This window comes from Yersinia sp. 2542 StPb PI (assembly GCF_048593855.1).
GTDB classification, from domain to species: Bacteria; Pseudomonadota; Gammaproteobacteria; order Enterobacterales; family Enterobacteriaceae; genus Yersinia; species Yersinia enterocolitica_E.
Window position 1 is genome coordinate 1 of record NZ_JAZGQA010000142.1, and the last position, 11,550, is coordinate 11,550.

Here is an 11,550-nt window from a genome sequence, read left to right on the forward strand (position 1 = left end):
ATTTTATCTTTGAACTGCTTAATATCATCATATTTATTCATAAATAACACACCTATTTTGATACAAAGCTCTTAAAATAAATTTGCATCATGGTTTATTTTTTAAGGGTCGCCCACTAAAAAACTCCCCTGAATAATCTTGTTGACTCTGGAACTGATGATTGATATCGGTTTAATACTGACATTAGCATAATGTCAGTATTTATATAGATTATTAATACATTACGCAGTTCGTGACATCGGTGTTTGCGAGGGGAGAGGGAAAGAAAGATATTTGAAATTGTCACTGCCCCGCCATTTTTATGACAGGGGTTGAATGACTGGCCCAGAGGGGGCTAATTTTGCAGGGGAATTTGATAGAGCAAATTGATTAACACCAGTACGCCATAAAGTTCACGCAAGTACGGTCCAGACAGCGTTCACCAATCAGATAGCGGCGCAAAGCTTTCACTGTTGAGGATTCAGCCGCCACCCAGGCATAGAAACTACTGGCACCTTCGGCTCGCTCCCATAATACATCACCACCCAGACTATTCTCTGCTAATGATTGTGCCGCGACTTGCGCCGCAGCCGGAATTTGTACCCATTGACGTACCGCGTCAACTAACAAGCTGCCATGGGCGGGGTGATGCGGCGTATCACGTGGCAACCAGTAAACCTGCGCAAACGGAAATCGCTCAAGATTGATGCAATCACCCACCAGCGGTACCTCAAAAAAAGCTTGAACATGTGGAGGGTTAGCTTGTAATGCCAGCTGTTCCAAAATAGCCACCGCTGCCGGTAATGCTGTTTCGTCGGCAATCAGTAACGCCTGCATCATCTGCGCTGGCGGGATCCACTCATAACCGCCACTGTCAGATTGATACTCGGCATTCGGCGCAACAACCTGAATGGCATCGCCTGGTTTGGCATGTGTTGCCCAAGCCGATGCAGGGCCGGTCACGCCGTGCAAAACAAATTCCACGTCAATCTCGTTCTGCTCAGCACGCAATGCACGCAGTGTATAGGTGCGCATTATCGGTCGCTGCTCTTTCGGGATAGTCAGGTAATTACGATACCAATCGTCGCCTTTTGATACCTGAGTAATCAGACCGTTGTCTGCGGGCAATAGCAGTTTAATGCGCTGATCTGGCGCTTCAAGTTTCATACGATTGACTTCTGGCCCTTCAAATACGCAACGCAACAGTGACGGTGATATATTTTCTTTTACTTTCAATTTGATATCGAAAACTCGGTAGCTTGATGCGCCGGACATGACAGTTACTCTCCCGCAGAATGTGCTGTGACCCGATGCTGGCACCACAGCCAGCCACTTAAGCCGCCCAACAGAACGGCCATCATCAGAGCCGCAGCAATCAACTGCGACTCACCGTAAAATTTTGCTACTAGCGGCACCATCAACGCACTCATGCCATAACCCAATGTATGGCTGGTCGCTATCACCCCGGAACCTTTGCCCGTGGATAATTTATCGTTCAGCATCAATTGGTAACCCGGCGTTGCCATCGCCGCACCGAAAGAAGCTAGCGCACACCCCGCATAGAATAATACCAATGGCTGGGTACACATCAATCCTAAACCACCTACCATGAATAACGCTGCCACCAGCAGAAGCTGAGAGGGGCTGAAACGTTGGGGGCGTACCACCAAAAACTGGGCCAACAAGGTACAACCCGCGGCCACGCTAAGCAAAATTGCCACATGGTGGCTCACCATGGTGGCTGAATGCCGGAATAATTGGTTTAAATGCGGTGCCAGACCAAGCTGCATCAGGCTGACGACTGCCGCCAGCAGCAGTGCACAGAGTAAATAGGGCAGCATGCTGAAACGTAAATTATTTTGTTGATGTGCAACCGGCGGCAATGGCGGATCATTATATTGGCAACAGACCACCAACAGTGCGATCAATGGTGCTATTGCCATCAACCACAGCGGTGCCATTGGGTGTATTGAGAGGGCAAGGGCGGCACAAAGTGGGCCAAGAAGACGACCACAACTCAAGCCTGAACTGATGGTAGCTAATGCAGCCATGCGCTGCTCATACACTGCGCGCTGCAAGGCCCAGGTCTGGCAGGCGGGCACCATGCCAGAGACTGTCAGGCCATAGATAATACGTGCCACAATCAGCCCCCCCAGCCCGACCATCTCCGGTAACCATCCCGCCGCTAAGCCCCATACCGCCAGCGTCAACAACACAAAACTTAGCAAGTAGCCAGCCAGCGCCATGATGACCACAAATTTACACCCACGAACCTCCGATTGCCGTCCCCACCACGGTGATCCGACCAAAAACAGCATGGACCCGAGGGTAAGTAAACCGGCCCACACCGACAGTGACAGATGTGTTCTGCTAACCAATACCGGTAACATGACCAATAAACCGTTCTGCCCAATCCCCAGTAAGCCGGCACAAAAGGCTAACGGCCAATTAGAAGAAGGTATATGCCCGCTTGAACGTGTTTCAGCCTGTGATGAAATTCGCATTAAAAGTGAATTAACCGTTAATAACATAGGGGATTTATGCATATTTAATAGAAAAACTGTATCATAAGTTAATTGATAATGATAAATATTATTGATATAAGAATGATTCTCAATTGAATCAAGAGTGGCATGGAATAATGACTATCCAGTTAGAAACCGCGACAACCGATGTGGCTGCGCAATGTTTCCTCAACGCATTGATGCGTGAAACCCGGGACTGGCAAATCCTTCCGACAGCAAACAATCAACCCTATCCACAGCTCCATATCCCTCTTTCATCGTCACAAGCTATTCGTATTGCTTTACGCCATATATCCCCAACACAACATCATCACTATCTGTTCCCAGCCTATCTATATCAGCAGGACGATGGCGCGGGTACGGCACTTGGCATGGAACAGTTGGTGACCTTGTTGTTGGATAAACCTGCAGTAAAAGGTGACCTGTCAGATGAGGTGGTTACACGTTTCCGCCAGCGGGTTCTGGAAAGTCATGACAACACCCAACAGGCAATTAATATTCGTCTGGATTGGCCGTCACTGCGCGATAAACCACTCAATTTTGCTCAGGCTGAGCAAGGCTTATTGGTCGGTCATGCCTTCCACCCGGCGCCAAAATCCCATGAACCCTTCAATGAAAAAGAGGCACATCGCTATCTGCCAGACTTTGCCGCTCGTTTTCCACTACGCTGGTTTGCCGTGGATAAACGCTTTTTGTGCGGTGAGAGTCTCACCCTGACACTGCAACAACGTCTGCAACGTTTTGCCAGCGAGAGTGCACCACAGCTACTGGCACACTTTACTGATGATATTTGGCTGCTGCCGATGCACCCCTGGCAGGCTGATCACCTGTTGTCCCAGGAGTGGTGCCAGCAGTTGGTACAACTGAATGCACTGCAAGACTTGGGTGAAGCAGGTGAACGCTGGCTGCCGACCAGTTCCTCCCGTTCGCTGTATAGCCCATCAAATCGCGACATGATCAAGTTTTCCCTCAGTGTCCGCCTGACCAATTCGGTACGTACGCTATCGGTAAAAGAAGCTAAACGTGGAATTCGCTTGGCCCGCCTGGCTCAAACCCTGCGCTGGCAAACATTACAAGCACGCTATCCAACCTTCCGGGTTATGCAGGAGGACGGTTGGGCCGGTTTATGTTCCGCTGATGGCACGGTGCAAGAGGAGAGCCTGATGGTGCTACGCGACAACCTGTTGTTCAGCCAGCCAGATGCTCAAACCAATGTACTGGTCACCTTGACTCAGGCCGCACCAGATGGAGGCGACAGTTTGCTGGTTGCCGCAGTACGCCGTTTGGCGGCGCGTCTAAATCTTCCGCTACGCCAAGCCACCCACTGCTGGCTGGATGCCTATTGCCAACAGGTCTTATTACCACTGTTCAGCACCGAAGCTGATTACGGTTTGGTGCTATTAGCCCATCAGCAAAACATTCTGGTAGAAATGCAGCAAGACTTGCCGATCGGTATGTTGTATCGCGACTGTCAGGGCAGCGGCTTTACCCAAGATGCCACACCGTGGCTGGAAGAAATTGGCGAAGCCGAAGCGGAAAACCGCTTCACTGAACAACAACTACTGCGCTATTTCCCCTATTACTTGCTAGTCAACTCCAGTCTGGCAGTGACCGCCGCATTAGCGGCTGCCGGTTTCGACAGCGAGGAGAATCTGATGATGCGGGTCCGCGACGCACTCCATAACCTGCGGGCTACGGCTAAAAATACCCTTTGTTTGGATTACGTACTCGATAGCACGCATTGGAACTGCAAGGGTAATTTCTTCTGTTATCTGCATGACCACAATGAAAATACCATCGTTGATCCGGCAGTTATCTACTTTGATTTCGCAAACCCATTTCGTTTCCCTCACCAAGATCGCCTGGGAGTTGCCCAATGATGCCACAAGCTAAGTTGATGCACTCCGCAGGCAGTTTTCGCTGTGAACAGTTGGGAAAAAATCTGACCCTCAGCTTAGGGTTGGACGGCAGCGCGGTGTTGCACTCACCCGGACCATTGCCACCAGGCTGGCTGGTACCGGCATTGGATCAGTTGTTCGTTGCCGCACCGCAATTAACCGGTATTGCGTTGCCCTATGCCGAGTGGCGGGAAGAGCCGCAAGCACAAGCCGTGTTTGCCTTGAGCTATGGCGACTATCTGGCACGGGATCTATTTTATCAACTACCACTGTGGCTGGGAGCAAAACGCCATCGGGCGACTGATCAGATGCAGTATGACGCCGAGCGAGATATCTGGTTCCCACAACGTGCTGCGCGCCCTAACGGCGAAGTTTATCGCCGTTTCGATCCGCACATTAAACATACCCTGAGCTTCCGCTTACCGGAAATTGATCGCGACACAGAGCAGTTTACTCGCTGGATGAACTCGCCGCGCGTAGATGCTTTTTGGGAAATGAGTGGCCCGCTTGAGGTTCAGGCCGCGTATCTGCAACGTCAGTTGGATTCGCATTATTGCTATCCGCTCTTGGGTTGCTTTGACGATCAACCTTTTGGTTATTTCGAAGTTTATTGGGCAGCAGAAGACCGGATTGGTCGCCATTACCGTTGGCAGCCTTTTGATCGTGGACTACACATGCTGGTAGGTGAAGAGCGCTGGCGAGGAGCGCAATACATCCGCAGTTGGTTACGTGGCCTGACACACTATCTGTATCTGGATGAACCGCGCACAGCCCGGGTAGTAGCTGAGCCACGCGCCGATAACCAGCGCCTGTTCCGCCACCTGCCTGCCGCCGGCTACCACACCTTGAAAGAGTTTGATTTCCCGCATAAACGCTCACGACTGATAGTGAATCAGCGCGCAGATTTCTTCCAAGAGGGTACGGTATGACCACTGACAATTACGCCAACTGGCAGCGCGTTAACCGTCAGATGATCGCCAAGATCCTGGCTGAACTGGAATATGAACGCACCCTGTGTGCCGCGCCAGCAGGCCAGGCATGGAGTATCACCTTGCCGGATGCGGTTTATCGCTTTAGTGCCGAACGGGGTATCTGGGGCTGGCTGCATATTGACCCCGCCTCATTGCACTGCGAAGGAGTGCCGCTGACCGCTGACCATATGCTACGCCAACTGGCTCAAGTGTTGCAGATGGACGATGCACAGGTTGCTGAACACCTGGAAGACCTCTATGCCACGCTGCGCGCAGACATGCAGTTACTCTCTGCCCGTCAGGGCATGAGTGCCGAACATCTGATTGCCCTTGATGCTGATGCACTACAATGTCTGCTGGCTGGCCACCCGAAATTTATCTTCAACAAAGGCCGCCGTGGCTGGGGTCTAACCGCCCTGCATCACTACGCGCCAGAATATCAAGGGCAGTTCCGCCTGCATTGGGTCGCCGCCAAACGTGGCAGTTTTGTCTGGTGCGCGGATGCACAATTCCCGTTGGACAGGCTGCTCGACAGTGCGATGGATAGCACGGAACGCCAGCGATTTGAGCGCCACTGGCAGCAGCTCGCGTTGAATGACGACTGGGTACCGGTGCCCTTACACCCATGGCAGTGGCAGCAAAAAATCGCCCTGCACTTCCTGCCACAATTAGCCGAAGGTGAATTGATCGAACTGGGTGAGTTTGGTGACCACTATCTGGCGCAACAATCATTACGTACCTTAACGAATGTCAGTCGCCGCGTGCCATTTGATATCAAATTGCCACTGACCATCTACAACACCTCTTGTTATCGCGGCATCCCCGGTAAATATATCAGCGCAGGTCCTGCGGCTTCGCATTGGTTACAGCAAGTCTTTGCACAAGACCCTACGCTACGGGCAAGCGGTGCTGAGATCCTCGGAGAACCCGCAGCCGGTTATATGATGCACCAGACCTATGCCACCTTGAGTAAAGCGCCCTATCGCTATCAGGAAATGCTCGGCGTGATTTGGCGAGAAAATCCGTCCTGCTATTTACAACCGGGCGAACAGGCAATTTTGATGGCAACCCTGATGGAAACCGATAATCAGGGGCATCCGTTGATTGCCGCCTATATTGCACGTTCGGGGCTGAGTGCCGAAGCCTGGTTAGAACAGATGTTTCGGGTGGTCGTGGTGCCAATGTACCACCTGATGTGTTGTTACGGTGTGGCACTGATCGCCCACGGCCAAAACATCACTTTGGTGATGAAAGACCACATACCGCAACGTGTGCTATTGAAAGATTTCCAGGGCGATATGCGCCTGGTTGATAAAGAGTTCCCGCAAGCGGCCTCACTGCCCAGTGTCGTGAAAGCCGTCACCGCACGCTTATCTGCCGACTACCTGATACACGACCTACAGACCGGGCATTTCGTCACCGTGCTGAGATTTATCTCACCACTGATGCATGTGTGTGGCATCAATGAACACCAATTCTATCAACTGCTGGCACAGGTACTGCAGCGCTACATGGCACAGCATCCAGACATGGCAGAGCGTTTTTCCCTATTTGATTTGTTTAAACCACAAATTATTCGTGTAGTCCTCAACCCGGTGAAACTCACCTATTCAGAGCAGGATGGTGGCAGTCGAATGTTGCCAAATTACTTGCAGGATCTGGATAACCCTCTTTATTTGGTCACCAAGGAGCTAGCCTAATGAATCAAACTTTAGATTTCATCGGCATTGGCATAGGCCCATTTAACCTCAGTATTGCCGCCCTCGGCAGCGAAGTTTCTGGCTTTAACAGCAAATTCTTTGAGCGTAAATCACACTTTACCTGGCACCCCGGCATGATGGTGCCAGATTGCCACATGCAGACCAGTTTTTTGAAAGATTTGGTCAGTGCGGTGTCGCCAACCAATCCCTATAGCTTCCTTAACTACTTAGTCCAAAGGAAGAAATTCTACCGATTCCTGACGACTGAACACCGAACGGTTTCACGGGAAGAGTTTGCAGACTACCTCAGTTGGGCTGCCCATGGGTTAAGCTCGCTAGAGTTCAGCCAAGATATTCAGAGTGTGGATTTTGACGACCAGCAGCGCCATTTTGTCGTGACCACAACACGCAATGTCTACCATGCCCGCCATGTTTGTCTGGGGATCGGCAAACGTATCAAGTTGCCGGAATGTGTCGGCGAGCAAAACGATCGCTGTTTCCATGCCAGTGAAATGGCACTGCGCAATCCCGATCTGGCCGGTAAACGAGTCACCATCGTCGGTGGTGGTCAGAGTGGAGCTGACCTGTTCCTCAACATCTTCCGCGCTGAGTGGGGCCAACCGAAACAGTTAGATTGGATTTCACGCCGGAATAATTACAACGCACTGGATGAAGCTGCTTTTGCCAATGAGTACTTCACCCCGGAATACGTTGACGGTTTCTATACTCTGAACGACAACGCCAAGCAACATATGCTGGCTGAACAGAAAATGACGTCTGACGGCATTACCAGTGAGTCGCTACTGGCTATTTACCGTGCTATGTATCATCAGTTTGAGGTGTTACGTGAAAAGCCCTGGGCGCGCCTGCTCCCTAGCCGCTCACTGACAGCGATGCATCCGCAAGGTAACGGTTACCAATTAGTCACCCATCACCATCTCGATCAGGGCAAAGAAACCTTTGACAGCGACGTGACTATCTTCGCGACCGGTTATCAACAGGAACGTCCGGCATTCCTTAAACCACTGGCCAGCCGCCTGATGACCACTGCCGATTATCAATACCGCATGGCTCCCGACTTCACCCTCGATTGGCGAGGCCCACACGATAACTGCTTATTTGCAGTCAACGCCGGTATGCATAGCCACGGCATTGCAGAACCGCAGCTCAGCCTGATGGCTTGGCGATCGGCGCGTATTCTCAACCGGGTTTTAGGTCGTGAACAGTTCGATTTAACATCCACTCCGGCGGTGATCCAATGGCGCAGCCAGCCGCCGGCCGTTATCCCCCGCACAGATCCCCTCGTCCTTGAAACCGCAGGGGGGTTAGCTGCGCGCGCGAATCACTTGACTGAGTAAGCTCATCGGGATGTGTTTGCAGGCTGCCTGGCTGCAACTCCAATGAGTTTGGGTTTAGAACAATCGTTAAACCAACTTTAATTTTTAACATAACCTCTAATATGGGAAAAAGAGAATAACAATGAAACGCAGACACCTCTGGGTATTAAATCCGTGCCTGTTAGCTATGCTCGCGCCCGCAGCATGGGCAGAAGATCAAATGGTAGTTTCTGCCAGCCGCTCACACCGCAGCGTGGCCGAAATGGCACAAACCACCTGGGTGATTGAAGGTCAGGAACTCGAACAACAAGTTCAAGCTGGCAAGGAAATCAAAGATATTTTGGCGCAATTGATTCCTGGCATGGATGTTAGCAGTCAGGGCCGGACCAACTACGGCATGAATATGCGTGGCCGATCAATGATGGTAATGATCGATGGCGTGCGCCTGAACTCTTCACGCAGCGACAGCCGTCAGCTTGACGCCATAGATCCGTTTAATATTGGGCATATAGAAGTTATCTCCGGTGCCACTTCGCTTTACGGTGGCGGTAGCACTGGCGGCTTGATCAATATTGTGACCAAAAAAGGTCAGGAAGAAAAACAGGTCGAACTACAAGTTGGCGGCAAAACCGGTTTTAACAGCCATAACGATCACGATGAGAATATCGGGGCTGCGGTAAGCGGCGGGAATGAGCAAGCATTCGGTCGTTTTTCTGTTTCCTATCAACGTTATGGCGGCTGGTATGACGGTAAAGGCGATGAGGTGTTGATCGATAATACCCAGACCGGCCTGCAATATTCCGGCCGCCTTGATGTGATGGGCACAGGTACCTTCAACATTGATGACCATCAGCAATTGCAGTTGACCACCCAGTATTTCAACAGCGAATCCGATGGCAAACACGGATTATATCTGGGGGAAAACTTCTCGGTAGTGACGGGTACCGGCCAGGCATCTAACAGCGGCAATCTGAACTCAGATCGTATTCCAGGCACTGAGCGCCATCTCATCAACCTGCAATACTCCAATACCGACTTTTGGGGTCAGGATTTGGTGGCACAGGTGTTTTACCGTGATGAATCATTGACCTTTTATCCGTTCCCAACCCTGAACAAAGCAGGTACTGCGGTAACCAGTATCGGTGCATCACAGCAGAAAACCGATTTTTACGGCGGTAAACTGACGCTAAACAGTAAACCTATCGACAGCCTCACGCTGACTTATGGTGTCGACGTGGAGCATGAAAGCTTCAACGCCAATCAGCAGTTCTTCAATCTGGCACTGGCACAACAGTCTGGCGGGATGACCTTACAAAATGCCTACAATGTTGGCCGTTACCCAAGTTACACCACCACCAATCTCGCGCCGTTCCTGCAAACCAGCTATGACATCAACCCCATCTTTACCCTGAGTGGTGGCGTACGTTATCAATACACCGAGAACAAGGTTGATGATTTCGTCGGCTATGCGCAACAACAAGCTATTGCTAACGGCAGCGCGACCTCAGCAGATGCAGTGCCTGGCGGGAAAACGGATTACAACAACGTCCTGTTCAATGCCGGTTTGCTGGCGCATCTGGCACAAAGCCAGCAGACGTGGTTCAACTTCTCTCAAGGGTTTGAGATCCCCGATCTGGCGAAATATTACGGCTCCGGGACCTATCAGTTGGTCAACGGCCACTACCAACTGCAAAAAAGCGTTAACGTAAATGACTCCAAGCTGGAGGGTATTAAGGTTAATGCTTATGAATTGGGCTGGCGCTATACGGGTGATAACCTGCGTACTCAAATCGCCGGTTACTACTCTCTGTCTGACCAAACTATTGCCATCAACAAAACAGACATGACCATCAGTGTGTTGCCGGACAAACGCCGGATCTACGGGGTTGAAGGCGCGGCGGATTATTTCTTCGAAGACAGCGAATGGAGCACCGGAGCAACATTTAACCTGATTAAATCTGAGACCAAAACTGACGGCAAGTGGCAGAAACTCACTGTTGATACCGCCAGTCCGTCGAAAGCCACCGCTTATATTGGTTGGGCGCCGGGTGATTGGAACCTGCGAGTACAATCCCAGCAGACCTTCGATGTGTCAGACAGTAAAGGCCGTAAACTTGATGGTTATAACACGATTGATTTCCTGAGCAGCTACACCTTGCCAGTGGGTAAAATCAGCTTCAGCATCGAAAACCTGCTGGATAAAGAGTACACCACCGTTTGGGGCCAGCGCGCACCAATTCTGTATAGCCCCACCTACGGAGCACCTGATCTCTATACCTATAAAGGACGTGGCCGTACCTTTGGTGTGAACTACTCTGTGTTGTTCTAATCACGGGATAAAAACGGGCGTAAATATACAGTTACGCCCGTTTTTCACCTTAACGATAATAGACCGCGATATGCTGATCTTGTACTTTTTCGATACGGATTTTTATATCGAAAATCTCTTCAAGAATATTGGGTTGCATAATCTCTGCGGGTGCCCCTCGATAAATAACCTCACCATTCTTCATCGCAATAATGTGGTCAGAATATGCAGAAGCAAAATTGATATCGTGGATAACGAGAATAATGGTTTTGTGCAATTCATCTGCGGCACGCCGCAATTGTTTCATCATCGCAACGCAATGTTTCATATCTAAATTATTTAATGGCTCATCCAGCAGGATATATTTTGTATCCTGACAAAGCACCATTGCTACATAGGCGCGTTGCCGTTGCCCACCCGAAAGCTCATCAAGATAGCGATCCTTCAGCGGCACCAGATTAAGAAACTCCATCGCAGCATCAATATACTGACGGTCATTTTCGTTGAGCCGCCCTTTTGAATAGGGATAGCGCCCGAAGCCAACCAAATCTGCTACAGTCAGGCGGCTGGTGAAGTGATTTTCCTGACGTAAAACTGACAAAATAGTCGCCAGTTTATCGCCAGAGGTTTTTGCCACATCCAAACCATTAAACAGCACACTACCAATATCAGGCGCCAGCAACCGGCTCATAATCGACAATAACGTAGATTTGCCAGCACCGTTTGGTCCAATGATTGAAGTAACACCACCAGAAGGAATGCTCTCATTTATATTATTGAGAACCGCTGTATCCTGGTATTTTTTATTAATGTCATTAATTTCAATCATACC

8 protein-coding genes are annotated in these 11,550 nt (G+C 50.5%); 5 read left to right on the top strand and 3 right to left on the bottom strand.

Annotated elements, in window-relative coordinates; all coding sequences use genetic code 11:
• Window positions 1-369: 369 nt before the first annotated feature.
• Together V1952_RS15780 and V1952_RS15785 are read right to left on the bottom strand one after the other, a co-directional pair.
• Window positions 370-1,254, bottom strand: a complete 885-nt coding sequence (locus tag V1952_RS15780; protein WP_420075095.1) for a siderophore-interacting protein — start codon at window positions 1,252-1,254, stop codon at window positions 370-372.
• A 5-nt stretch (window positions 1,255-1,259) separates the two neighbouring features.
• Window positions 1,260-2,483, bottom strand: a complete 1,224-nt coding sequence (locus tag V1952_RS15785; RefSeq protein WP_420075096.1) for an MFS transporter — start codon at window positions 2,481-2,483, stop codon at window positions 1,260-1,262.
• Window positions 2,484-2,620: 137 nt separating this feature from the next.
• Between V1952_RS15785 and V1952_RS15790 the strand changes: the two genes are divergently transcribed.
• From V1952_RS15790 to V1952_RS15810, 5 genes are all read left to right on the top strand, one after another.
• Window positions 2,621-4,384, top strand: a complete 1,764-nt coding sequence (locus tag V1952_RS15790) for an IucA/IucC family protein (protein ID WP_420075097.1) — start codon at window positions 2,621-2,623, stop codon at window positions 4,382-4,384.
• Window positions 4,381-5,331, top strand: coding sequence for a GNAT family N-acetyltransferase (locus tag V1952_RS15795; protein ID WP_372560561.1), 951 nt, complete (start codon window positions 4,381-4,383; stop codon window positions 5,329-5,331). The genes V1952_RS15790 and V1952_RS15795 overlap by 4 nt, the downstream gene beginning before the upstream one ends.
• Window positions 5,328-7,073, top strand: coding sequence for an aerobactin synthase IucC (iucC, locus tag V1952_RS15800; protein WP_420075098.1), 1,746 nt, complete (start codon window positions 5,328-5,330; stop codon window positions 7,071-7,073). The genes V1952_RS15795 and iucC overlap by 4 nt, the downstream gene beginning before the upstream one ends.
• The gene (locus V1952_RS15805) at window positions 7,073-8,431 is read left to right on the top strand and encodes a lysine N(6)-hydroxylase/L-ornithine N(5)-oxygenase family protein (protein WP_372560559.1); all 1,359 of its coding nucleotides are present in this window, start codon (window positions 7,073-7,075) and stop codon (window positions 8,429-8,431) included. Before iucC ends, V1952_RS15805 begins: the two co-directional genes overlap by 1 nt.
• A gap of 121 nt (window positions 8,432-8,552) precedes the next feature.
• Entirely contained in the window at window positions 8,553-10,739 is a 2,187-nt protein-coding gene (locus tag V1952_RS15810; protein WP_420075099.1) for a TonB-dependent siderophore receptor, read from the top strand.
• A gap of 49 nt (window positions 10,740-10,788) precedes the next feature.
• Here V1952_RS15810 and V1952_RS15815 read toward each other — a convergent pair whose 3' ends face one another.
• The gene (locus tag V1952_RS15815) at window positions 10,789-11,547 is read right to left on the bottom strand and encodes an ABC transporter ATP-binding protein (protein WP_372560557.1); all 759 of its coding nucleotides are present in this window, start codon (window positions 11,545-11,547) and stop codon (window positions 10,789-10,791) included.
• Window positions 11,548-11,550: the final 3 nt, after the last annotated feature.

Bases quoted from the DNA above. Each gene is read 5' to 3' on its own strand.
- V1952_RS15780 (WP_420075095.1), bottom strand. From the start codon at position 1,254: ATGTCCGGCGCATCAAGCTACCGAGTTTTCGATATCAAATTGAAAGTA.
- V1952_RS15815 (WP_372560557.1), bottom strand. From the start codon at position 11,547: ATGATTGAAATTAATGACATTAATAAAAAATACCAGGATACAGCGGTT.
- V1952_RS15810 (WP_420075099.1), top strand. From the start codon at position 8,553: ATGAAACGCAGACACCTCTGGGTATTAAATCCGTGCCTGTTAGCTATG.
- V1952_RS15795 (WP_372560561.1), top strand. From the start codon at position 4,381: ATGATGCCACAAGCTAAGTTGATGCACTCCGCAGGCAGTTTTCGCTGT.
- V1952_RS15805 (WP_372560559.1), top strand. From the start codon at position 7,073: ATGAATCAAACTTTAGATTTCATCGGCATTGGCATAGGCCCATTTAAC.
- V1952_RS15785 (WP_420075096.1), bottom strand. From the start codon at position 2,483: ATGCGAATTTCATCACAGGCTGAAACACGTTCAAGCGGGCATATACCT.
- iucC (WP_420075098.1), top strand. From the start codon at position 5,328: ATGACCACTGACAATTACGCCAACTGGCAGCGCGTTAACCGTCAGATG.
- V1952_RS15790 (WP_420075097.1), top strand. From the start codon at position 2,621: ATGACTATCCAGTTAGAAACCGCGACAACCGATGTGGCTGCGCAATGT.